Origin of the sequence: Paenibacillus aestuarii (assembly GCF_027789125.1) — a bacterium.
In the GTDB taxonomy this organism is placed as follows: domain Bacteria; phylum Bacillota; class Bacilli; order Paenibacillales; family NBRC-103111; genus Paenibacillus_E; species Paenibacillus_E aestuarii.
Genome location: NZ_JAQFVF010000038.1, coordinates 76,633 through 98,834 on the forward strand (window position 1 = coordinate 76,633; position 22,202 = coordinate 98,834).

The 22,202-nt window shown below is 42.9% G+C and carries 21 protein-coding genes and 1 pseudogene; 14 read left to right on the forward strand and 8 right to left on the reverse strand.

Annotated features, from left to right (window positions below; translation table 11 throughout):
- Positions 1–13 precede the first annotated feature (13 nt).
- Genes O9139_RS17835 through O9139_RS17845 form a run of 3 tightly spaced genes read left to right on the forward strand, consistent with a single transcriptional unit; the run spans position 14 to position 2,382 of the window.
- Entirely contained in the window at positions 14–1,492 is a 1,479-nt protein-coding gene (locus O9139_RS17835) for a sensor histidine kinase (protein WP_270880825.1), read from the forward strand.
- Positions 1,492–2,178: a response regulator transcription factor gene (locus tag O9139_RS17840; RefSeq protein WP_270880826.1), complete on the forward strand. Its 687-nt coding sequence runs from the start codon at positions 1,492–1,494 to the stop codon at positions 2,176–2,178. Before O9139_RS17835 ends, O9139_RS17840 begins: the two co-directional genes overlap by 1 nt.
- A 39-nt stretch (positions 2,179–2,217) precedes the next feature.
- Positions 2,218–2,382, forward strand: coding sequence for a hypothetical protein (locus O9139_RS17845; protein WP_270880827.1), 165 nt, complete (start codon positions 2,218–2,220; stop codon positions 2,380–2,382).
- Between the two features lie 61 nt (positions 2,383–2,443).
- Here the strand turns inward: O9139_RS17845 and O9139_RS17850 are convergent, their stop codons facing one another.
- From O9139_RS17850 to O9139_RS17870, 5 genes are all read right to left on the reverse strand, one after another.
- Positions 2,444–3,427, reverse strand: a complete 984-nt coding sequence (locus tag O9139_RS17850) for a glycosyltransferase family 4 protein (protein ID WP_270880828.1) — start codon at positions 3,425–3,427, stop codon at positions 2,444–2,446.
- A gap of 236 nt (positions 3,428–3,663) precedes the next feature.
- The gene (locus tag O9139_RS17855; RefSeq protein WP_270880829.1) at positions 3,664–4,428 is read right to left on the reverse strand and encodes a COG4705 family protein; all 765 of its coding nucleotides are present in this window, start codon (positions 4,426–4,428) and stop codon (positions 3,664–3,666) included.
- Between the two features lie 52 nt (positions 4,429–4,480).
- On the reverse strand, positions 4,481–5,251 hold the full coding sequence (locus O9139_RS17860; protein WP_270880830.1) for a polysaccharide deacetylase family protein: 771 nt from the start codon (positions 5,249–5,251) through the stop codon (positions 4,481–4,483).
- A 31-nt stretch (positions 5,252–5,282) separates the two neighbouring features.
- Positions 5,283–6,479 (reverse strand): MGDG synthase family glycosyltransferase, encoded by a 1,197-nt coding sequence (locus O9139_RS17865; RefSeq protein WP_270880831.1) that lies wholly within the window; start codon positions 6,477–6,479, stop codon positions 5,283–5,285.
- Between the two features lie 3 nt (positions 6,480–6,482).
- Positions 6,483–7,178 (reverse strand): phosphatase PAP2 family protein, encoded by a 696-nt coding sequence (locus O9139_RS17870; protein WP_270880832.1) that lies wholly within the window; start codon positions 7,176–7,178, stop codon positions 6,483–6,485.
- Positions 7,179–7,401: 223 nt separating this feature from the next.
- On the opposite strand from O9139_RS17870, the gene O9139_RS17875 reads away from it, so the two are divergent.
- The 4 genes from O9139_RS17875 to O9139_RS17890 are packed head-to-tail and all read left to right on the forward strand — an operon-like array spanning position 7,402 to position 10,961.
- Entirely contained in the window at positions 7,402–8,556 is a 1,155-nt protein-coding gene (locus tag O9139_RS17875; protein WP_270880833.1) for a DUF4097 family beta strand repeat-containing protein, read from the forward strand.
- The gene (gene liaF, locus O9139_RS17880; RefSeq protein ID WP_270880846.1) at positions 8,556–9,254 is read left to right on the forward strand and encodes a cell wall-active antibiotics response protein LiaF; all 699 of its coding nucleotides are present in this window, start codon (positions 8,556–8,558) and stop codon (positions 9,252–9,254) included. Before O9139_RS17875 ends, liaF begins: the two co-directional genes overlap by 1 nt.
- On the forward strand, positions 9,251–10,324 hold the full coding sequence (locus O9139_RS17885) for a sensor histidine kinase (protein ID WP_270880834.1): 1,074 nt from the start codon (positions 9,251–9,253) through the stop codon (positions 10,322–10,324). Before liaF ends, O9139_RS17885 begins: the two co-directional genes overlap by 4 nt.
- 4 nt (positions 10,325–10,328) lie before the next feature.
- Positions 10,329–10,961: a response regulator gene (locus tag O9139_RS17890; RefSeq protein WP_270880835.1), complete on the forward strand. Its 633-nt coding sequence runs from the start codon at positions 10,329–10,331 to the stop codon at positions 10,959–10,961.
- 126 nt (positions 10,962–11,087) lie between these two features.
- Here O9139_RS17890 and O9139_RS17895 read toward each other — a convergent pair whose 3' ends face one another.
- A complete protein-coding gene (locus O9139_RS17895) occupies positions 11,088–12,719 on the reverse strand; it encodes a COG4705 family protein (RefSeq protein WP_270880836.1) in 1,632 nt (543 codons plus the stop codon).
- Between the two features lie 185 nt (positions 12,720–12,904).
- Positions 12,905–13,999 (reverse strand): glycosyltransferase family 4 protein, encoded by a 1,095-nt coding sequence (locus tag O9139_RS17900; protein ID WP_270880837.1) that lies wholly within the window; start codon positions 13,997–13,999, stop codon positions 12,905–12,907.
- A 271-nt stretch (positions 14,000–14,270) separates the two neighbouring features.
- On the opposite strand from O9139_RS17900, the gene O9139_RS17905 reads away from it, so the two are divergent.
- The 6 genes from O9139_RS17905 (at position 14,271) to O9139_RS17930 (ending at position 20,202) form a co-directional block, all read left to right on the forward strand.
- Positions 14,271–15,107: a MurR/RpiR family transcriptional regulator gene (locus O9139_RS17905; RefSeq protein ID WP_270880838.1), complete on the forward strand. Its 837-nt coding sequence runs from the start codon at positions 14,271–14,273 to the stop codon at positions 15,105–15,107.
- A 146-nt stretch (positions 15,108–15,253) separates the two neighbouring features.
- Positions 15,254–16,372 (forward strand): ABC transporter substrate-binding protein, encoded by a 1,119-nt coding sequence (locus tag O9139_RS17910; protein WP_270880839.1) that lies wholly within the window; start codon positions 15,254–15,256, stop codon positions 16,370–16,372.
- A gap of 118 nt (positions 16,373–16,490) precedes the next feature.
- Complete coding sequence (locus O9139_RS17915; RefSeq protein ID WP_270880840.1) at positions 16,491–18,179, forward strand: ABC transporter permease; 1,689 nt, start codon at positions 16,491–16,493, stop codon at positions 18,177–18,179.
- A gap of 52 nt (positions 18,180–18,231) precedes the next feature.
- Positions 18,232–19,182 (forward strand): ABC transporter ATP-binding protein, encoded by a 951-nt coding sequence (locus O9139_RS17920; RefSeq protein ID WP_270880841.1) that lies wholly within the window; start codon positions 18,232–18,234, stop codon positions 19,180–19,182.
- Positions 19,183–19,211: 29 nt separating this feature from the next.
- On the forward strand, positions 19,212–19,997 hold the full coding sequence (locus O9139_RS17925; RefSeq protein WP_270880842.1) for a COG4280 domain-containing protein: 786 nt from the start codon (positions 19,212–19,214) through the stop codon (positions 19,995–19,997).
- Position 19,998: 1 nt separating this feature from the next.
- The gene (locus tag O9139_RS17930) at positions 19,999–20,202 is read left to right on the forward strand and encodes a hypothetical protein (RefSeq protein ID WP_270880843.1); all 204 of its coding nucleotides are present in this window, start codon (positions 19,999–20,001) and stop codon (positions 20,200–20,202) included.
- 365 nt (positions 20,203–20,567) lie between these two features.
- On the opposite strand, the gene O9139_RS17935 is transcribed toward O9139_RS17930, so the two are convergent.
- Entirely contained in the window at positions 20,568–20,957 is a 390-nt protein-coding gene (locus tag O9139_RS17935) for a glycosyltransferase (protein WP_270880844.1), read from the reverse strand.
- Between the two features lie 41 nt (positions 20,958–20,998).
- On the opposite strand from O9139_RS17935, the pseudogene O9139_RS17940 reads away from it, so the two are divergent.
- Positions 20,999–22,202, forward strand: a pseudogene (locus O9139_RS17940) (IS3 family transposase); the annotation flags it as partial.

The window sequence follows — 22,202 nt, forward strand, 5'->3', positions numbered from 1 at the left end:
GGGGTCATTTCAAGTGTCCATTCGCTTCAAATTATTACTTTCCTATGCCGCTATGCTAATCATTCCGCTGATTCTTATGATGATTACCGCACTTCTTTTGGTCGTTGTATTTCGGGGCGATATTCAAAGCATTCGTGATCAATATCGTTCTACGGGCGGCATATTTGAAAATCATAATGTCGAACGCGTGATGAAGGAGTTGAAAAGAACATCTGAAAACAATCCAGTGATGTTGTCTGATTTAAGTTATTTGACAGATATCAACCAGGAGCTTCAGCTGAGTGAGTCCAATTTAATCGTGCGTACTCAGAGCACATTAGTTTATGTATCACCATCTCTTCAAAACACGGAACTGCTTCGGCAATTACCCGTCTATGATCGTTCAGGACACCTGGACAGGGAAGATCCTGTGAAGTATGGCCAACAATTGATTGAACTGATTCACTTCGAGTATGAGAACGCTGATCACCAGCAAACAAGCGTAATTGTTGCTACTAAGGTTAATCCGCTGGTTCATTTTGCGCAGAAGTTTTTCCCGATTCTGTTTGCAGTCTTGGTGATTATTTTGATTCTCACGCACTCGCTGTTAACTTACTTTGTTTCAAGGAGTATTATTAAACCGCTGCTCAGATTGAAAAATGCGATGAATCGGATGAAATCCGGTGATTTAGATGTTCACGTTCCTATTACAACAAAAGATGAAATTGGCCAGCTAAGTTTAGCGTTTGAGCAAATGCGCAGCCAATTGAAAGCATCAATTCAAACACAAATTCAGTATGAAGAAAATCGAAAGGAACTCATTTCTAACATCTCTCATGATTTAAGAACACCTCTCACAGCTATTAGAGGATATGTGGATGGCATAGGTGACGGGATTGCGGATACGCCCGAGAAAAGACATCGCTATGTAGAGATCATATCTGCAAAAGCGGAAGAGATGGATCATTTAATCGATGAATTATTCTTATATTCCAAGCTCGATCTGAAAAAGATACCTTTCAATTATGAAACAGTAGATCTGCAAGCCTTTCTTTTGGATTGGTCCGATGAGCTGGAATTTGAACTCGGAAAACAAGGTGTGCATTTTGCTTCGGATATCGCGATGCCTGAACATACACTTATCTCTCTGGATAGGGATAAGATCCGACGCGTGTTTTCGAACATTATGAGCAATTGCTTGAAATATATGAATAAACAAGAAAAGAACGTTCACTTGCGTGCATATGTGTCTGGTGAGCATGCAGTCATTCAGACTGAAGACAATGGTCTGGGGATATCAGAAGAGGCGCTCCCATTTATTTTTGAGCGATTTTATCGAGAGGATCCCTCGCGCAACAGCCACACTGGTGGGAGTGGGTTGGGCCTTGCCATTTCGAAACAAATCATTGAAGGCCATGAGGGTACGATTCGTGCCAGCAGTGTCAAGGGGGAGGGGACTTGCGTAAGCATAATGCTCCCTTTAAGATCAAATAAAGTGAGTGATGGACGATAATGAAAAAAATTTTGATTGTCGAAGACGAGCAACTGATCGCTGAACTAGAGCGAGATTACTTGGAAGTAAGCGGTTATCAAGCTGATATCGCTACCGACGGAGAACAAGGACTACGGCTTGGGATGTCAGGCGAATACGATTTAATCATTTTGGATCTTATGATCCCCGTTATTAACGGGTATGTGGTTTGTAAACAAATTCGTGAGACCCATAATATCCCGATTCTAATGGTGACGGCGAAGAAAGAAGACGTTGATGTGATTCGCGGATTAGGGCTTGGCGCCGATGATTATATTACGAAGCCGTTCAAACCTGGTGAATTGGTTGCCAGGGTGAAAGCCCATCTGACCAGGTATGAGCGACTGGTGGGAGGGAAGGAAAATAAAGAAGTGATTCGTATTCGCGGGCTACTCATAGACTTTGATTCAAGAAGAGTGTTCATCCACGATCGTGAAATTTCGTTAACGATAAAAGAGTTTGACTTGCTTTATTTTCTGGCGACAAATCCAAATCGGGTCTATAGTAAGGAACACCTGTTTGAAAGAATATGGGGAGTCGATTCAATGGGAGATGCACAGACGGTTACGGTCCACGTTAGGAGACTCAGGGAGAAGATCGAAGATGCTTCGGTAAATTCAGAGTACATTGAAACTGTATGGGGAGTAGGTTATCGCTTTCGGTTATAAGAATGTCAAAGGAAATGCGATTGAAGGAGGAGCGTTTACATGGATGAACTCACAGGCGATATGGACAAGTTCTTACAAACGATTCACTCATTGGAACAGAGAATTGAAGTTCTGATTCATAATTCAAATTTATCAGATGCAGAGAAAAAATTTATTTTAAATCATATTATTGTTGTTCCTGGTAAGGATAAAACTAGCAGCTAATCAGTAAAGATTAGCTGCTAGTTTTATCACTTTATTGCAATTTGAAATCTATATATTGAAATTAGACTCTTTTCTTCTTTAAAAGGCTTTTGTATATCTGAAGATATTTAGTTGTCATCCTAGCGGTAGTAAACCTGCTAATTACATATTTTCGCAACTTATCCGGTGCTGGGTAAATTCCTATATTCACTTTTTTAATCATTTCAGGTATAGAATTGCATATGAGTTGGGGGAACCCAGCAAGAACCTCAGGGACAGAACCTCTTTTTAGCGCGATAACTGGAGTACCGCATGCCAACGCTTCGATCATAACTAAGCCAAAAGGTTCTTCCCAAATTGAAGGGAACAACACGCATTTTGCATGTTTCAAAAGCTCTTGCTTCCGCTTGCCACCTACTGGTCCTACATAATGAATCCTTGGATTAGAACGAATCCTAGGAGCAATATACTTTTGAAATAAATGTTTATCTTTAATTGGACCTGCGATAATCAATCTTTTATGCGTTTTTTCTGCAATTGTTATTGCATGTAAAACTCCTTTTTCCTTGATGATTCTACCCAAAAATAAGAGATAGTCGTTTTTCTTTGAACTGAACTGGTATTCACTTGGATTTATTCCGTTATAAACACAAAATCCTCTGTTATTTCCCATTACTTTTCTTGCTCTTCGGCTTACATATACAGGATATTTGACACGATTTTTTGATGGCATGTGTATCGTACAAACAGTCGGAATTCGCAATCGAGCCTTACCTAATGCTGAATTAAAAGTATGATCATGGATAATATCAATTTTTGAGGGGATTCTGCGAAGAACAAATTTTTTAATTGCCCCCTTTTTAAGTTTTTTTGGATACGTTATCAGCTTGGCACTAGTTCTGCTTCCCTTTGCAGCGAAAACATACACATCGTGTCCGCGTTTAACTAAACTCTCCGTGAGTTCATAAACAATCTTTTCTGTCCCGCCTTGATTGGCTGTGGGGATAGGTTTAGCGTTCGGGGAATTTGATATAACCTGAACGATTTTGTAATGTCTTTTCACCATTTCATTTATCACTCTTTTCTAGTTCTGTTGTAAACAAATTATGCGAGTGAATGGAGAAGTAGTGGACAAATAGTAAGGAGATTCGGTTAGAATATTTTCATATAATAATAAAAGCAGCTGGATATGACTAGGCTAACTAAAATTATGTAAGAAAAGCCCGTACATCAATAAGGTGTACGGGCAATTTTGATGTTATGTTTAGAGTGTTTTTATGCAGTAGTATCATGAAAATTTTTTTAAAGTTGAATGGCCATTCTTTCACTTTTAATATCCTTTTTGGTAATCCCCATATAGGCCACTAAGATAACGATTAAGATTGTTAGAATTAAGCTAACTTCCCCTCTGTTAAAACCTAGGCCCCCCATTCGAGGAGGAGAACACATCCAATCCGTAAAGGATGCCCCAGCTGGCCTTGTCATGATATAGGAAAACCAAAATGCAAAAATTTTATTTAAGTTTAAATAACGGTATAGTAATGCGGGTACAATTAATAAGATCGTGAAAATAATACCTGAATTTAAGAAGCCTAAATGAAGTTCTTGAGCTGACATATCTCCAGCTGCAGTACCGAGGGCAAAAGTAGCAAATACCATTGCCCAATAAAAGCCCTCGGCTCTCGGTGTCGTTATGCTATCGACAGACAACGTTTTCTCTTTCTTATACCAAATGACGAAAATGATGGTTAGTAAGACGGCATAAAACACTGTTGATACGATCGGAGATCTTCCTAAGGCAAAACTCATAATATCGGCTACCATTGTACCAAATATACTTATCATCGTTACAACTAGCCAGTAGATCCAAGTTACATATTTTTTCGCTCTCATCTGAAGTACTAATGAACCAACAAGTAATACTGCAGTTACCGCACCTGCTACTGTACCAAATTGGCGATCAAGATAATCGGAAAATATTTCACCCATCCCTGTTGTCAATACTTTAATGATCCAAAAATAAAGGGATACTTCAGGAATTTTCTTGGCTAAACTATTATTAATCAATTTACATCCTCCTTTATAATTTCAAACAAACATAGAAAAAAGTACATTGGGGCTAAAGAGGTAGCTCGACGGCTTCGTTCACATCGTGCATTTCACTCGAAGCTAAAGTCATCTGATCTAAACGTACATAATGGATTGCATTAGACTTAAGTTCAGATAGAACCTTTTCAAGAGCAAGAAGCATATATTTCGGTGCTTCTGAATCTGCCCCCCAAGTATTGCCGCAGTCATGAAGCAGTACAATCGCGCCTTCTTTTTTAAGATTTAAAGTGTAGGCGAGTTGCCGCATTAGCTTGTCCTTTAATTTCTTCTCCGCGGTATCTCTCCTCCAATCGAAGCTCATCACAGACCAGATTGTAAAAGTATATCGCTTTATTAAAAGTAGATCAGGAAGTGAGAAGATTCCCCACGGTGGTCGATAATAATGTGGCCGTTTGCCAGTGATAGACTTGATCACATCTGCAGATCGTTTTACATCCTGTCTAACTACCCACGGCGGCATTAAGATATTCATCCGGTGTGTATAGTTATGGACTCCGATAAGATGCCCTTCCCGCTGCATTCGACGTATGAGCTCGGGATAAGCTGCAGCCTTTTCTCCGAGAACGAAGAAGGTGGCTTTAACCCCGTATTTACGCAGCAAATCGAGAAGGAGTGGGGTGTAAACCGGATTTGGCCCGTCATCAAAAGTAAAAGCAACTTCCTGTGAATTTTCACCTTTTCGGATAACCCCAATACCGAGTATACGGGTTATAACAAAAGGTAAGATCACATACAAAGCTATAAATACGATGATAATAATAAAGACAGATTGGCCAATCATAAAAAAATCATCATCCTTTCGATAACGGATCTTACGTATTCGCGGCAACAACGAAAGGAAAATCAATTTTACGCGTTGGAATATATGGATTTTCCATTCCCATAATTGCTTCAAAGGCAGTGGCTGCGCTATGCTTTCGACTAATCAACTGGGCTGCTTCTTTCATGCGATTTAGATGTGAGTCATTTGCAAGCACTTGTTGCAGAAAACTCGTCAACTCGCTTTCGTTGGATGCTTCCAAAGCGGCACCAGCCCCTACAAGGAAAGCAGCATTATCTTGTTCTTGGCCAGGTAGTGGTTTAAACAGCAGCATGGGAAGTTCGAGCGAAAGTGCCTCGCTAACAGTGAGCCCCCCTGGTTTGGTCACGATTAAGTCGGATAATGCCATCAGTTCATGAACTTCATTGACATAACCAGTAATTCGAAAGTTACGGAGATCGAATTCTGCATCTCCCATTCGCAGTAATTCTTCCTCCAGTGACATCTGAAGTTTTTTATTACGCCCGCAGACGACAACGAACTGTACTTTTTCTGTAAGATTACCGCTCTGCAATTGAGACAGCATACTTTTACCAATCAAACCGCAGCCCCCGCCCATGACAAGAACGACAGACTTATCCGGATTTAATCCGTATTTCTTTAATAATTCACCGCGGTCATAAGATCTGGAGAAAGATTGGCGAATCGGAATGCCGGTTACTTCAATCTGAGAGCTTGGCACTCCGTAATTCAGAAGTGCATCTTTCACATGATCGGCTCCTACCAGATAACGATCGGTAAAAGGATGAATCCAGTAGCTGTGATCGGTATAGTCAGTAATGACGGTGGCTGTCGGAACATCCGTCAGCCCAGTGGAACGGAGGAACGACATAGCTGCAGCTGCTCCGGGAAACGTGCTGACGACTCGAGTTGGCTGCACACTACGCAGCAGCTCCATCATCCGATAAGTTCGAAAGGAACGGATTTTTTTGAATAGAGTGGACCATTTGTTATCACTGCGTGTTTTGCGGTAGAAGTATCCGTACATGGAAGGAAGGTTTTTCACCCACTGCAAGTAACAGAACTGTCCAACTACATGCAATTGAGGATGAACCCATTCCATAAAATCGACGGAGACGATCTCTACTTCCGGGCAGCGCAGCTTCGCGGCCTCCATAATGGCATTTGCTGCCTGAATGTGACCATCGCCTAGGGATCCCGTTAATAGCAATATTTTTTCATGCTGCATGCCTTAAGCACCTCGTTTCAATGCTTGGGTAGACTGTGGCAAATCCACCTCTAATTTCAACATACTAAGGGAGTAGTTATTACCGTACGCGTATTGACGCAGACGGCGTATCGCGTAGATGGCCGTTTCAGCTACGGCAATGGCGCCAGCGATGTCAAGCAAGACATGTTGTTTGACAAATTGTGTAGATGCGATAATCAGAAGCGACATGACGGTAACTAAAATTCGGACGGGCTTGGCAACGGAACTAGATCGAAGGTAGGCTTTCATCATCAAATAGGACGTCAGTACATGCGTGCTTGGAAAACAGTTTAGCGGTTCGTCCGTACTGTATACGAGGCGGACAGCTTTTGTCAGAAAGTCGTTGCCAACTAGCTCAGGCCGCGGTACATATGTTTGATAGAGGGCATAGATGGCATAGCATGTAAGAAGCCCGAAGATAAATTGCAGCAAGGTTTCGTAATAAACTTCTCGTTGTTTTACTGCCAAATAAATGAAAGCAAGAATTAGAAAGGCATACCAGCCCATATAGGGAAGAATGAAGACTTTCAAAAAGGGAAGCTGCCTATCCAAGTCAGTGACTAAGCTATGTGATGTACCACCGGCATGATTCAAATGAACGTATATAGTTCCAAGTAACGGAATAATTGAAAGCGAGCATAAAGCAATTAGAAGCGGCTTGAGCCTTTGGATGTTCATAGTCATTTCCTCCTGCGTGATTCGTTATGACTCTATGGTAAAATACTTATGCATTCTTTAAAACGTACCCCGGTTGTAACTACATATAAGACCACTGCAACTAGAAACTAAGACCACGGTCTTAGAGCAAATCAAACCATGGCTTGTAGGGCATTTGAGGTGTTTCCGATATACTGGATGCATAAAGAGAGTAGACGGTGAATCCGTAGAAAGGAGAATGCTTATGAGACGGATCATCGGAATAATCGTTATGTTGGCTGGCTTCCTGATTATCGCCTTGTCTATGTCGCAACATAAGCCACTGTGGGGATCACAAGAAGAAACGGCACAGATTCAAAGCGACATGCAAGAGGTTCATATAGATAGCAGAGATGTCGACGTCCACATTGTGAAGGAAGACAGGGATGATTTGGCCGTTACTTCAGAAGCAAACGGTGAGGTTGTTCTAAAACGCCAAGGGAATCGTCTAAATATCTCACTTACACGCAGGCCACTGTCTTTATTTCCAATTGAAACTACGGTAGTGGTTCATTTGCCTGAATCCTTTGGCCGGACTGTTTCTGTAGCAGCTAATCATAGTCAAGTTACTTTTGCTGGCATTTCGGAGCAGCACAAGCTTGATCTGGAGCGCTTGGAGGTCAGCGTTGACCATGGGGAAATGATGCTTATGAATGTAACATTGAGTGAGCTTCAATTAACGATAGAAAAGGGTAGGCTATACGCGCGGCAATCTAAAATAGACACCAATTCAATGAATATCGAATCAGGGAAAGTTGACCTGTACAAAGTAGATGGCAATCTGCATACGGAGCTAAAGACCGGTGTATTTGAAGCGGAGTTGGTGACGGCGAACCAGGCAGACATCATTATGGGTAAAGGTGACGTCAGTCTTTCGCAATTCTCAGGAAGCTGGGCTACGTCCATAGCAGCTGGGCACATGAGCGTTAATGAAAGTACTGGCGCAAAAGGTACTCTGAAGATAGGCAAAGGAGACTTCAAACTCACCGATTATAAGGGCGATTTGGAGGCAACGATCGACAAGGGAGATATGAATTTGTCCGATTACGTGGGCGGACTTCAAGCGGAGCTTGGTAAAGGACAAATGAATCTTGGTCTTAAGCAGATTGTTAAACCTATAAATGTGAAAGCAGCTTCTGGAGACATTACGTTAGAACTGCCACCTGCTGGGGATTTTACACTTGATGCTTCTGCTAGTCATGGAATTGTTGAGAACAGTTCTTACCTATCGAATCCATTAGATAGCAAACAAACGAATGTGTTTCATGGGAGGAGCGGGCAAGGTGTCGTTCCAATCGTATTAAATTCAGGTGACGGAAACATTAAAATTCACTCGAAAGGAGGGTCAGACAAACAGTGATGAAACTAGTGTGGAATCCATGGACCGGATTTATCATTTTATTTACTTCCACATACGCTGGTGTCTTCTTAAGTCACGGAGGCTATGCATTGCTGGACCCTCTTTTTTGGATAGGCGTTGGGTATCTGCTCTACAGAACGATGTGGTCGTGGCTTGGCTTACCAGCTTTTATGCTGGCAGCTTATCATATAGCTGTATCCATGAAAATGAATATTCCTGGTACGGTAACAGGTACAGCCCTTCTTTTTATTGGATTATTACTCATTCTCGGGAGGAGACCGGCGGTTGCTGAAAAGGTGTGGAGGAAAATGGTGGAAAATAGCGAGTTGCAAGTAAACACAAGCAGTCGGCTTTTAACGGTATTTGCGATCCTAAGACACGAGCTGATGCAAAAGCTGAAGGGGCTAAGTACATCCCCCAAATTTGGTGATTTGCATCTAGATTTGTCCAAAATGATGATCCCTGAAGGGGAGATGAAGATTGATGTAAGCCGGTGGGTAGGTAGCGTCAGCATCTATGTACCCTACGATCTTGAGGTAAACATGATGTGTTCAGCCCGTATCGGTACAGTAGACTTGTTCGGCGAGCGGAAGAAGTATCGCGGGCAGTTCATTACTTCGGATTATCAAGATGCGGAAAGGAAGGTCCTACTGAGATTAACCACCGGTATAGGCGATGTGACCGTGAGATGGTTATGAATGATCGTTCAACCGCAAGTATCCGTTGGAAGCTTTCAGCACTATGCAGCGTTCTCGCCTTAGTTGTATTCATTTTGACTACAGCCACGTTTCTGATTATTTTCGATTTGACACTGCGTGTGATCCTCTTAGTCGAATGGCTCAATATCCCTGTTATGCTGTGGATTGGCTTTTTCGTCGTCATGTTGGGGGCGTTCGTTGGACATTCCATCGCGAGAAAGATGAAAGTACGTTTGGAAGAACTCGGTGACGCGGTATATAAATTTGGAAGAGGGCGCTACGGCCACAGGCTTCAAATCGATGTCAATCGCAGACAAGATGAGATTGGGTTGATAGGTCTGCATTTAAACGAGATGGCTGAACAAATTGAACGGCAAGTTGCTTCTCTCCAAAAGTTATCGGCTGAGAAAGCGGAGCTTTTGGAGCGTTCAAATCGGACCGTTGTATTGGAGGAGAGGCAACGGATTGCTCGAGATCTTCATGACGCGGTAAGCCAGCAACTGTTTGCGATATCGATGATGACTGCAGCGATACTTGAAAGTGATGAACTTGGCGAAGGAAAGCTGCGGAAAAGAATCGCCGCTGTGGAGAATCTGGCTGAGACAGCGCAGAGCGAGATGAGGGCACTGCTTATGCAGCTCCGTCCGCCGACATTGGCTGGCAAAAGCTTAAATGAAGCTATAGAGCAGTTCCTTCTTGAATGCGTGGAAAAGCAGCAACAGATCAAGCTGCGTTGGGAGCTGGCAGATCATCTTCCCGAACTTTCCAAGGGGATTGAAGATCACTTGTTCCGGATGGTACAAGAGGGCATGTCCAATGTCTTGCGTCACTCTCAGGCTACTTCGGCGTCAGTTAAGCTTCGTGTTGTGGACAGCCGCATGCTTCATTTGAGAGTGACTGATAATGGCATTGGCTTTGAGACCGGTGATGTAAAAGACACATCTTACGGATTGAAGACTCTGCAAGAGCGGGCAAACGAAATCGGCGGGGTCGTCGATTTCGTGTCAGCGCCGGGGAAAGGGACGCAAGTTGATGTAAAAGTGCCTATTGTGAGTACAGAGGGGAGATAGGGCCTTGATACGTGTATTATTGATCGATGATCACGAAATGGTACGAATGGGGCTGGCTGCTTATTTAGACACGCAACCAGATATTGATGTGGTAGGGGAAGCAGGAAACGGAGCAGAAGGTGTGCGAGTCGCCGCGGAGTTAAACCCGGACGTGATTCTGATGGATCTGGTTATGGAGGTCATGAATGGGATTGAAGCTACACGGGAGATCGTAAAAAAAAGGCCGTCAGCGAAAATCATCGTTCTTACTAGCTTTATGGACGATGATAAAGTGTATCCTGTGTTGGAAGCGGGTGCATTGAGCTATTTGCTTAAGACAACGAAGGCTAAAGAGATTGCGGATGCGATTCGCGCCGCTGCAAAGGGCGAGCCAGTATTAGAAGCCAAAGTGACGGGTAAGGTACTTTCACGAATGCGCAGCACTGCAGAAGAGCGGCGCCCACATGAGGAGCTGACAGCTAGAGAACTGGAAGTGTTGCAACTCATTGCCGAAGGCAGGACAAATACGGAAATTGCTGACGAGTTAAGCATAGCGATAAAGACAGTTAAAACGCACATTACAAATATTTTGGCCAAGCTGGAGGTTGACGATCGGACTCAGGCGGCGGTGTATGCACATAAGAATGGGCTAGTGTAGGAGTGAGCGAAAGCGCACGCTTCCGTTCTTCACTGCGAAGCAGCGACTGTTTGTACGCTGAAACATAGAGATGATCTTTATCAGTTTACTAAAAAAAAGGATGTCTGAATTCAGACATCCTTTTTTTTAGTTATTTTCTCTTTTTAAAACAGCGAGCGAAGAGTAAATTGCAGAAATGCTCTTGCCGGTGTCAAATTTGCTTGACCGGGCGGCAGCCAAGACCACATCGATTGTTCCATCTATTTGGGTCCATGTTTTACCATCCGCTTTCCTAAGCTTAGGCTCCGACGTATCCCATTGATGTTCTAGATCGTCTGCTCCCTTTTTCACCGCGGCAAAGTCATTAGAGCTAATATCGTTTAGCATGTCATTTTCGATTTTAATAAAATCTGTTAACTGACCGGCTAATTTATTATGTGAAGCAGCATCTTGTGATTTTCCTTTCTCTGTTGACGCTTCGGTCTGTGACTTTTCAGCAGGGGTAGGTGTTGGCGAAGAATCATTTTGCGTTGCTGCTGAGTGATTTGCATCATTTAAAGTACCGAGTGAATTGTTCAGTGCAGCTTTGGATTTGCTGGCATCAGGGCTACTTGAACGTGTTGCAGCTAATACGATATCAACTGTTCCATCAATTTGAGTCCAGGCTTTGCCATCTAATTTTCTGAGCTTAGGCTCAGCAGCATCCCATTGATGTTCCAAATCATCAGCTCCTTTTTTCGCCGAAGCAAAGTCATTGGAAGCAATATTATTTAACATATCGTTTTCAATTTTAATAAAATCAGTTAACTGACCAGCTAGTTTATTAGCTTGTGATTGGTTGTCCGATCCAATGGATTGTGAAGAAGCTGCTGTTGATGTAGATGAAATATGATTGCTTAATTCAATATAACCACCTATACCAACGACTAAGAATATGCACAATACCGCGATTGTTTGAGTCAGAACATTTTTCTTATTTCGATTTGGCTCATCCGTTTGTGGCATCTCATTCTTTACTGTCACATCAAGTTTTGTTACAGCAAGAAAAACAATTATCACTAAGATCGCAAGAAGAAAAATGATACTCGTTACAGTTGTCCCCAAACCTAATGCGCCATTCGCTTTAGGTTGAGATAAATAGTCGCCCAAAGATGCTCCAAGTGGTCGGGTTAGAATATACGCAATCCAGAATGCTAAGATTCCGTCAAGCTTCAAGTATTTCCAAGCTAAGAAAACACAAGCATTAATAAAGAGGACTGCTAATCCAGTGTTAAGATATCCTAGACCGAGTTGTTCGGAAAATAAGTCCCCGACAGCTGTTCCCAGAGCAAATGTGAAAAGAATAGTAAGCCAATAGTAAACCTCTCTTTTTCTTGTATAAATCGAATGGATCGAAAGTGTTTTTTCACTTAGATACCACAACAGAAAAACAACACCAAGCAGTACGGAAAATACGATCGTACTTACTTCAAGTGGTACGCCGATATTGTCTGTCAAGTTATCGGTAACTAACGTCCCGAATACGCTAATCAGCACGACCGTCAACCAATAGAGGCTGGGAACATATTTCGTTGCTTTGAATTGAAATATCAGTACGAAGAAAAATGCTAATCCCATAATGATGGTTGTAACAGATAAACCAAATCCAAGATTGAAATTAATGAAATCAGCAAAGGTTTCTCCAACCGTCGTGCATAATACCTTGATGATCCAAAAGAAAATAGTAACTTGCGGCACTTTATTAAGTAGGATTTTTAGCTTACTTTGGTTTAATTCCATACTCAGTTTCCTTTCGTATAAGTGGTTTCCCACCATATATTTTGATATCACTTTAATCTATCCAAATGAGAAAACAATGAAAAAGATCGAGCAGTATGTCATGCTCGACCTTGGCATATTAGACCAGCGTGGTCTCAATTGGATAAATGAGAGAAAAAAATCATTTAGGGTGGGGGTACATCTTTTTAACGTTTTGAAGCGTAAATTCCAGTCAACTGCTTTGCCGTCAAACGCCAACTGAATCGTTGTTGTACATCAATGCGAGCTTGTCTGACAAGTTTTTTAGCTTTTTTCCTATTGCGAGCAATAATTAAGATTTGTTTGGCAAAGGCAGAGGGGCTCGTATACTTCGTTACTAATAGTCCATTTCGCTGATGTTGAATAATTTCCGGTATACCCCCATTGCGTGACGCGACCACTGGCGTGCCGGAAGCCATGGCTTCAACATTTACTAGACCGAAGGCCTCATGACGTTGAGACGGGCATACAAAGCAATCACCGGAGTTATAGAACCTTGGCATGCTGCGGCGAGAAACGTATCCTTTAAAGGTTACAGGAATTTTCAACTTGGAGGCGAGGCGTCTTAGATGCAGCCTATAGCTCGGGTCACCGGTACCACCGGCAATAGAAAGCCTGGCATTTGGCACAGTTTTTCTTACGATTTTGACTGCTTTTATTAAAACGGGAATTCCTTTACGAGGTATCAGTCTCCCGGCAAATAGAATCACGAACGAGCGGCCTTTTGCTTTCCGCATTTTACGAGGGCGAAAGGCATGCAAGTCAACGCCAAGATGAACAAATCGCACTTTGTGACTTTGCGATGGGAATGTCTTTATTAGATAACTACGCAAAGAACGACTGTTCCCGATAATCAAATTTGCATATTTGAGATCGGAAGCAGCCTGCCGGACTGAGGTCATTGGAGGCGAGATGAATGTTGTGGAGTGAAGAAATAGGGAGATTTTGGAGTGTGGGAACGTTCTTCGAATGACAGGGATAAAGCGAGGACGATTATCGATCTGAATCACATCATAACGGTGGTATCTGATGTACTGCAGCACGTTGTTTAAGTATGCTTTTTTGGTCGAACCTGGGACACGAATGATAGTAATATGCCCGTGAATACTTTTCTTTGGGAAACCGGAGCGCCAACGACTTACAATCGTCACAGAATGCTTGGATGATATTTTTTTTGCAATTTGAAAAATACAGTGTTCGACAGATCCTCCTACTGGTGGAGGGACTGGGATTTGCTCTGGGGCAATAATTAAAATCCGCAAATGAATTACCACCTTCCAAATCACTGGATAATTCTTCGGATTATCGTATTCATCGAGGACAAATATATATTGGTGTATAGACTAGTAATCGTATTAATTAATCTTAATTTTCGCTTGGTTAAAAGTCACCATGATAGAAGAGCAGTGAATATGCAGAAACTGCTCTTTTAAGTTGAATTTTTTATTAATCCTATGGGTATCTTTGGTTTGTTGAACTATAATGAGTTCATTGCCACAGTTTTATTCTCATGGATGAAAGGGAAGATCTTTGATGAAGAACATATTTAATTGGGATACTCACAAATTATCCACCACTCAAAAAAATATTGCAGATTTTATTGAAAAAAATATAGATAGACTGCCTTACATGAATGAGAAAGATATCGCCGCAGAAGTGCCGACGAGTATCGCTTCGATTTCTCGTTTCTGGAGCGCTGTTGGCATTGCGAATTTGAAGGAGCTCAAGAGCAGTCTACGTGACTTGGATGTAAGTAATCCGGCCAAAAAAATGAGCAATATATTTAATAAAATTTCTGACGGCGATCTTCTAGGGGATATGTTGGAACGGACGGCGGGATATTTGCGAGATACCTCATATAAACTATCTAGAGACAGTTTCAATCTTGCTGTTGACGCGATGTCGCAAGCGAAGAGAATTTATGTATTCGCTCCGGGGCCATCAGAAGGGCTTGGAAGCTTGTTACAGTTTCGTTTGAATCGTTTTGGTGTCGATATTCAAATCATACCCAAGAGTGGAATTGAAGTATACGAAGCAATGATTCATCTGTCACCGGAGGATGTAATCGTTTTATTCGGCTTTTTTAAGATCGCTCCGGAGATTCAAGTTATTCTTGATTATGCTAAAGAATTAAAGTGTCCTACGGTGGTCATAACAGATCGACTTGTCTCCGACCTAAACGATCATTCTACAGTTGTCCTCTATGTTTGCCGTGGCGAATTGTGGGAGTTCCATTCTATGGTGGCCCCTACCGCAGTCGTTGAAAGTCTGATTATTGCCGTTGGATTTCGCATTGAGAAGCAAGCACTTGCCAATTTGGAATCACTTCAAAACTTACGGCGCCGCTTCTCAAACCAATTAGCCAAGTAATATGAAAGGGATCTAGATATGTTTTCATGGAAAGCTTAACAATAACTTAGAATTACTTTAATGATATTTTAACTATCAAAACTCCTAAAATGATATATAATTTTTCATGTAGAACATTCGTGGAAATGTTTAGGAGGAGAAATCGCTTGAAAAAACGATTGGTATTATTCGGTTCGCTCATTAGTATGGTAGCTTTAATGGTATCTGGCTGTGGTGCAAACAATTCCCCCGTTTCAAGTACATCTGCAACTCCAGGAACAAGTACACCTGCTGCGAGCAACTCCACTGTTCAAACTTCTGAGAACTCATCCGCAGGCGCTAAGGAACTCGTCGTATATTCGGCTACAGGTTTTGATAAAGCCGTGGTGGATGCGTTCCAGAAGAAAACAGGAATTACGGTTAAGCTTGTTCAAGATTCCACGGGTCCCTTACTCGCAAAGGTAACTGCTGAAAAAAGTAATCCGCAATGGGATATCATCTGGGCTGATGGCGCACCTAGCATGCAAGGCTTAGATAATGAAGGTATGCTGCTTAAGGATTATACTCCGGCTAACTCAGCCAATTATACGGATATTGGAAAGAAGTTAGTACCGACTGACCATGCGTACGCACCGGTAACCATTACAGCTGCAGGCGCAATCGGTTATAACTCGCAACTTGTGAAAGACTCTGAAGTGCCGAAGGACTGGACGGATTTGCTGAAGCCAGAAAATAAAGGCGTTGTAGCCATGAACAACCCTAGCATTTCCGGACCGACTTATTCGGCGGTCCTTGGTTTAATGAATCTTCAAGGCGGAATCCCTCAAGGCGAAGATTTCTTTAAGAAGTTCAAAGCGAACGGTTTGAACGTATTTGACTCCAATGGCCCAACGCTTACCAACCTACTAAAGGGTACAGTCAAGTTTGCTATCGCTCAGGATTCCGCGATCCTGAACAAAATGAAGGACCCGAATAACCCAATTAAAATTGTATATCCTGCTTCGGGAGTTTCGACGCTAAGCAACAACATTGCCATTGATGTTAAAGCCCCTCATGTTGAAGCCGCAAAACAGTTTGTTGATTATGTACTAAGTGCCGAAGCGCAACAGATAGCCCAAACCGTTGATTCTGGTGATGCGCTGTTCGAATCCATTATCAAGGATGCACCCACGAAAGCAGGTCTGCGCCCTGACGGTATCAAGTGGAATACGTTAGATCCAGTCGATGGCGCCTCGCACGAGACCGAAGTCAAGACTTGGTTTACTAAGAATATTGTTCAGAACTAGATTGAGCAAAGCCCAGCTTCACAAGCTTTTGCTGATATGGCCTAGTATTCTCGTGCTACTAGGCCTTATTGCATACCCTCTTGGAACGATTCTGCTGCAGAGTCTATTCCCAAAGCTGATGGAGCAAGGCTTTGCAAACATATCTTTACAATCTTTTGCCACAATTTTTAGAGATGACTACACGTACAAGTCGATTCTGGATGCTTTATTATTTGGTGGTGCTACAGCAGTGATTAGCTCTATACTAGGCACCTTTTTAGCCGTTCTGGTTTATCGTAATCAAGTACATGGAGTAAAATTAATTGCTTTATTAATATGGCTTGTGTTCTTCACGCCATCTTATCTGATCGCTGAAGGCTGGGTCTTAATGATGCAGCGCAAAGGTATCCTAAGTGAGATCTTCGGTATTCCGTTAGGGGGATTCGATTGGTTTTTCACACCTGCCGGTTTGATACTGGCGATGTCCTTTCGTATATTTCCCGTTATTTTTTTCTCAGTCTTAACAGGCTTAAGGGGACTAGGACCTGATTACGAAGAAGCTGCCAGGACAGTGGGAGCCAATTCACTGAGCATCTGGATGAAAATCAATATCCCATTGTTGTTCCCATCTATTTTAGCTGGAGCGACAATCACCTTTGCTGAATCGGTAAGCGATTTCGGATTCGCCTCCGCTTTTGTACCCAATTCGCATATTCCGTTGTTGACATATTCCATATATAAGGCTTTGAGTTTGAGCCCTGTCGACTTCTCGCAGGTGGGAGCTCTGTCCATTGTATTAATCGCAATCATTGCGTTGGCGATGTGGGGTCAGAAGTGGATACTCGGCAAAGGGTCTTACAGCACCGTGAAAAATCAAATTAGACCTTACCGATCGACGCGCAAAAAGACGATTGCAACATCATTGGTCGCATATGTATTCCTGTTTATCGCGTTGGCAATGCCGCTTAGCGGGATCTTGATCAGCTCGTTTATGAAAAATTCGGCAAGAGGAATTCACTTGGCGAACCTAACTTTGCACAATTATGCGGAAGCTCTAAAGTTTGGAAGTGCATCCTACCAGGCCTTACTGAGATCGCTGCTCCTCGGACTTGGAACAGCAATTGTCGCGTCACTCCTTGCCATTGGCTTGGCTTTCGTCATCCAGCGGGGGCAAGGATTCAGCACCAAGGTGCTCTACGTGCTTACGATGTCTACGCTTGCCATTCCGGGCATCGTACTAGCCGCCGGCTACGTATTCTCGTGGAATGCTCCTTATCTGGTTCCGTTCCACTTAAATTTGTACGGCACGATGTTTTGTGTGTTTCTAGCCTATATCGCCGGTTCATTACCCAATGCGATTCGACTCCAAATCGCAGCAATTACCCAAATAAGCCCTTCTCTATTAAGTGCTGGACAGGTTAGCGGAGCAGGACTATTCACTTTGTTTCGCAAAATTTTGTTCCCCTTGGTTTCGGGGACCGTATCCGCAACCTTATATCTCATTTTTAGCCATTTGATTTTTGAGTTGCCTGTTTCCGAGTTACTGTATCCTCCCGGCCGACCTGTTTTCCCTGTACAAATCATACATTTTTACAATGATTTGCAGGTGGAGAAAGGAGCCGCGCTTACGATATTAGGTGTAGTTTTGGTACTTCTTATTTATGGTGCAGGGCAACAACTTGCACTCGTCTATAAGAACGTTAAGAGAAGCTATTCAGATCGAATGATGCGCGAGTTATTGAACAAGCGAATCAATAGAGGATATGCAACAGATTCTTTATCAGGCTCGGCAGCAATCCATCTGGATGTGGAAAGGCAGGTGCTTTAAGATGAGCCTCCGAATTGAATCGGTACGTAAGCACTTTGGCGAGAAGACGGTTTTGGCCGGTGTTGATCTGGAGGTCGAGGAAGGAACGTTCCTTGCTTTGTTGGGTCCATCGGGATGTGGTAAAACGACGTTGCTTCAAGTGATCGCAGGTTTGATCTCCATTGACGACGGTAAAATCTTGATTGACGGTCTTGTTGTATCGGAGAAGGGTAGAGAGTTACCGACTGAGAAGCGGAATATCGGGATGGTCTTTCAGGATTTTGCTCTATGGCCGCATATGAATGTATTTGAAAATGTTGCATTTGGTCTTAAGATTCGAGGTATGAAAGGATCTGAGCTTAAAGAGCGTGTCATGGAAACCCTTGCTATTTTTCATATGGAAGAGTACATTGCGAGGTTTCCGCACGAGTTGTCCGGAGGACAGAAGCAGCGGATTGCGATGGCGCGTGCAATAGCGCCGAGACCGAATTTGATTTTAATGGATGAGCCCTTGTCCTCTTTGGATGCGGGACTTCGAAATGAGATGCGTTACGAACTAGTTAGGATTTTTAAACAGTTGAATATGACAGTTGTTTATGTAACACACGATCAGCTGGAAGCGATGAGCATGGCGGATCAAATTATGATTTTAAAAAATGGCCGTTGCGAGCAATTCGGCACACCAGAATCGCTATATTATGAACCTGTTTCCGAATATGTTGCCAAGTTTATGGGACCCGCGAATATACTCCAAATAAAAGGAATGCCTGAGAAGAAATGTATTCGACCTGATGACGTTCAGATGATCTTCTCGGAGTCTATAAAAGATGTCGACTATGCGTCTCATGAAATTGTAAGGGGCGAAATTATGCAGTGCTCCTTTCAGGGGCATAAGTACCGGTACTTGATCCATGTTCCGGAGTTTGAACAGCCGATAGAGCTTGTTCACCCGGACAAAATACCTACGGGGCAGCAGGCGATGTTGCACCTTCCACATCAGAAGTGTCGTAATTTACCATTTTGAGAAAATGATATAGAAAGGAAGAGATGTCATTGCTATTGTTTAATTGGTATGCAATGTTAGCTAGTTTTTTGGGAACCAGTGTGGAATTTGTAGAGGCATTGACGATTATTTTGGCTGTAGGTACGGTTCGTGGCTGGAGGACCTCGCTGGCGGGGGCCCTCACCGCTATAGTGATTTTGATTGTGCTTGTGTTTGGGATTGGAGAATCGTTAGTTCAATTCATTCATCTTTTCTGGGTACAATTGATTGTCGGTTTGTTCATGCTGCTCTTTGGTATACGTTGGCTGCGCAAAGCAATTCTTCGGTACTCCGGTCTGAAGGCCCTCCACGATGAAACAGAGAGCTATGAGGAGGAGGTGGAGCGTCAGCGCAAAGCGGGTGAAAACAAGAAGGGGATCGACTCGTTTGGCTTTATGACGACACTCAGCATCACATTCCTAGAAGGCCTGGAAGCGATTTTTATTGTTCTTACGCTTGGTTCCAGCTCGCAAACTGCGGACACTGGTCTGATGCAGTATACGATCCTAGGTGCGGTGGTAGCCGTGATCGTAGTTTTGGCTGCAGGCTTAATCTTGCGTAAACCACTTGCATCGGTGCCCGAAAACTCAATGAAGTTTATTGTCGGTGTCATGTTGACGAGCTTTGGTGCCTTCTGGGTGGGCGAGGCAATTGGTGTTGATTGGCCGCAAGCGGACCTGTCAATCGTGTATATGACCATCACTTTATTGTTGTTTTCTTGGCTGACTGTCAAGCGCTGCAAGCGACAAATGGGGCAAAGTTCCCGAATTACGGAGATGCAAAAGGAGGTTATGTGAGATGAAAGTATTGTCCACATTGTGGGGGCTGCTCGTTGATGATGGGCGGTTAGCATCTATTCTCGTGATAGCAATTATTATCAGTGCTGTTTTAACGAATGCTTTAAACCTCCCGTTAGCCGGTGCAGTAGTGCTTTGGGCGGGGTTGCTTGTCTCTCTCTTCTATTCAATAGAGCATCAACTGAGATTGAAGAGTAAGAAGTGAGTTCTAGAATCGTAGCTTAAGTCATGGGAAAATTTTATTTTAGACGTTTGCGGAGGAGCATACTGAATAGTTTGACTTATTCGAAAGCAGGTTTCAGAAGATTTCAATAGAACTAGACTCCCAGGAGATTATCGTTGGCATGGCTACCAACGATTCACTCTGGTTGAGACTCACTTTCTAAAAGAAAAATAAGTAAGTTGTAGTGAATCCACTGCACATGAAGAAAAGCAAAGAACTCGATGATAATTCTCCAACGAAGAGTGACATCAAGGATGCTAAAGATAGCGGAAGAGTTGCTTCCGCTATTTGTTTTTTCGAGCTGGTGCAGGGGAGTCCCTTTGGGTCAACTCTAATTCGCTCTCCAACTAGTTCTTGAAACGAATCACGGTTTCAATCACGCGCTTCATCTTCACCCTTGCCCGGTCCCAGGGTAAAGCCAGCACATCCCTCCTGCCTTGGAGACCTTTCTGCTTACACAAACCAGGATTCTCGTATGCGACTCTCATGATCTTCTTCAAGCTGGGCAGTTCCGGTTCCGCCCAAAGCTGCCCCTTCTGCGCAAACAGGTAGCCAATCTTTCGCGAAATCGAATGCCTGCTGCTCATGCTCGTTAAAGGGTTCTGTAGCCGATAAGGGATCAAGAACGAATTTTTACTTGTCAGAAAATCCATCTGCCCGCCCCATCCGGTAACAATGACCGGTACACCGCTTGCCAGCGATTCTAAAAAAGGCAGCCCTACGCCTTCGAACTGCACCCCATTTGTTAGACACGACTAACAATGGAGGTGCAGTTTTTTTGCCTAATTTCAGTTTAGATGAGAAATTGAAGGCCATTTTTAAGTATCAGAATGGTACGGAAGGAATTAAAAGCGTTGCAAAATCATTAGGGATAAACCATGAAGTTTTACGTATGTGGGTTAGGCAATACGAATATCACGGGGTAAAAGCTTTTGAAAAGAGCTATACAGCTTACAGCATGTCATTTAAACTAGACGTACTCAACTATATGAACGAGCATGGGACGTCTCCAAATGAAGCTGCTGTCATTTTTAATATTTCCTCCCCTGGGATCATTAGAAAATGGCGCAATCAATTTAATGAAGATGGAAAGGACGCCCTGAAATCAAAGAAAAAGGGGCGCCCACTTATGACAAATAAGAAAGAGAACAATTCGAAAAAACTAGAACCTGCGGAGGGTTCAGTTGAAGCTCTGAAAGCAGAAATAGAACGTTTGCGTATGGAAAATACCTATCTAAAAAAGTTGAATGCCTTAGTTCAAAACAAGGAAAAATCACCAAACAAGACAAAGCACAAGTAGTCTATGAATTAAGGCTTGAATTCCCGGTGGTTGCATTGCTAGCGTTTGCTGACATCCCTCGTAGTACCTTTTACTACTGGGTAAAGCAGTTGAATAAGCCCGATCTAGACAAAGATCTAAAACTCCTTATTCGATCCATTTACATCGAACATCAAGGACGTTATGGCTATCGTCGTATCCGTGATGAACTATATAATCGGGGACATCGGGTTAATCATAAAAAAGTGCAGCGTATCATGAAAGAATTAGGCTTGAAATCAGTGGTGCGTATGAAGAAATATCGTTCCCATAAAGGAACAGTAGGTAAAATTGCACCTAACGTACTCAATCGTAATTTTCACGCGGAAAAACCAAATGAGAAATGGGTTACCGATATTACGGAATTTAAGCTATTTGGAGAAAAGCTGTACTTATCACCTGTTTTGGACTTGTTTAACGGTGAAATTATCACTTACACAGTAGGGCCCCGCCCTACTTATTCCTTAGTCTCTGAGATGCTAGATAAGGCCTTTAAACGCTTATCCGAAGAGGATGAACTCCTCCTACATTCGGATCAAGGCTGGCACTACCAGATGAAGCCGTATCAACATGCTTTGAAGAAACAAGGAATTACCCAAAGCATGTCACGCAAAGGAAATTGTTACGATAACGCGGTGATGGAGAACTTCTTTGGCATTATGAA

What these genes read in the sequence shown, in the direction of transcription:
- O9139_RS17895 (WP_270880836.1), bottom strand. Translation starts at nt 12,719, where the DNA reads ATGGAATTAAACCAAAGTAAGCTAAAAATCCTACTTAATAAAGTGCCG.
- O9139_RS17915 (WP_270880840.1), top strand. Translation starts at nt 16,491, where the DNA reads ATGGAGCAAGGCTTTGCAAACATATCTTTACAATCTTTTGCCACAATT.
- O9139_RS17840 (WP_270880826.1), top strand. Translation starts at nt 1,492, where the DNA reads ATGAAAAAAATTTTGATTGTCGAAGACGAGCAACTGATCGCTGAACTA.
- O9139_RS17885 (WP_270880834.1), top strand. Translation starts at nt 9,251, where the DNA reads ATGAATGATCGTTCAACCGCAAGTATCCGTTGGAAGCTTTCAGCACTA.
- liaF (WP_270880846.1), top strand. Translation starts at nt 8,556, where the DNA reads ATGAAACTAGTGTGGAATCCATGGACCGGATTTATCATTTTATTTACT.
- O9139_RS17875 (WP_270880833.1), top strand. Translation starts at nt 7,402, where the DNA reads ATGAGACGGATCATCGGAATAATCGTTATGTTGGCTGGCTTCCTGATT.
- O9139_RS17865 (WP_270880831.1), bottom strand. Translation starts at nt 6,479, where the DNA reads ATGCAGCATGAAAAAATATTGCTATTAACGGGATCCCTAGGCGATGGT.
- O9139_RS17850 (WP_270880828.1), bottom strand. Translation starts at nt 3,427, where the DNA reads ATGGTGAAAAGACATTACAAAATCGTTCAGGTTATATCAAATTCCCCG.
- O9139_RS17845 (WP_270880827.1), top strand. Translation starts at nt 2,218, where the DNA reads ATGGATGAACTCACAGGCGATATGGACAAGTTCTTACAAACGATTCAC.
- O9139_RS17905 (WP_270880838.1), top strand. Translation starts at nt 14,271, where the DNA reads ATGAAGAACATATTTAATTGGGATACTCACAAATTATCCACCACTCAA.
- O9139_RS17860 (WP_270880830.1), bottom strand. Translation starts at nt 5,251, where the DNA reads ATGATTGGCCAATCTGTCTTTATTATTATCATCGTATTTATAGCTTTG.
- O9139_RS17870 (WP_270880832.1), bottom strand. Translation starts at nt 7,178, where the DNA reads ATGAACATCCAAAGGCTCAAGCCGCTTCTAATTGCTTTATGCTCGCTT.
- O9139_RS17930 (WP_270880843.1), top strand. Translation starts at nt 19,999, where the DNA reads ATGAAAGTATTGTCCACATTGTGGGGGCTGCTCGTTGATGATGGGCGG.